Genomic DNA, 1,048 nt, shown 5'->3' on the forward strand with positions numbered 1-1,048 from the left:
GCTCGTGGCTTGAGCCCCGGTACATTTTCGGCGCAGGAACCCTTGTTTAGACCAGTGAGCTGTTACGCTTTCTTTAAAGGGTGGCTGCTTCTAAGCCAACCTCCTGGTTGTTTTGGGATTCCCACATCCTTTCCCACTTAGCCACGAATTGGGGGCCTTAGCTGTAGGTCAGGGTTGTTTCCCTCTCCACCGCCGACGTTAGCACCAGCGGTGTGTCTCCCGTGCAGTACTTCCAGGTATTCGGAGTTTGGTTAGGTTTGGTAAGTCGGTGAGACCCCCTAGCCCATCCAGTGCTCTACCCCCTGGAGTATTCACACGAGGCACTACCTAAATAGTTTTCGCGGAGAACCAGCTATTTCCGAGTTTGATTGGCCTTTCACCCCTAACCACAAGTCATCCGAGACTTTTTCAACAGGCACCGGTTCGGTCCTCCAGTGCGTGTTACCGCACCTTCAACCTGCTCATGGCTAGATCACCCGGTTTCGGGTCTGGTCCGACGAACTGAACGCCCTGTTCAGACTCGCTTTCGCTGCGCTTACACCTACCGGCTTAGGCTTGCTCGTCAAACCAAGTCGCTGACCCATTATACAAAAGGTACGCTGTCACCCAGGACGAACCTTGGGCTCCAACTGTTTGTAAGCATCCGGTTTCAGGAACTGTTTCACTCCCCTCGTCGGGGTGCTTTTCACCTTTCCCTCACGGTACTGGTTCACTATCGGTCGCTGAGGAGTACTTAGGCTTGGAGGGTGGTCCCCCCATGTTCAGACAGGATTGCACGTGTCCCGCCCTACTCGTGACCATGCATTGTCCACTACCCGTACGGGGCTATCACCCATAATGCCCGACTTTCCAGACGGTTCCGGTTAAACAACACATGATGCTGGCCTGGTCCGCGTTCGCTCGCCACTACTAACGGAGTCTCGTTGATGTCCTTTCCTCCGGGTACTTAGATGTTTCAGTTCCCCGGGTTCGCTTCTAACCCCTATGAATTCAGGGCCAGATACCTTCATCTGACAATACGTAGTCCAAAAACGCTCTCGCGATGGCT

At 53.9% G+C, this 1,048-nt stretch carries 1 rRNA gene; it reads right to left on the reverse strand.

Going from position 1 to position 1,048, the window contains the following annotated elements:
* Nucleotides 1-1,048 (reverse strand): 23S ribosomal RNA (locus AC6A67_RS12385); the annotation flags it as partial.

This window comes from Camelimonas sp. FR25, assembly GCF_059740505.1.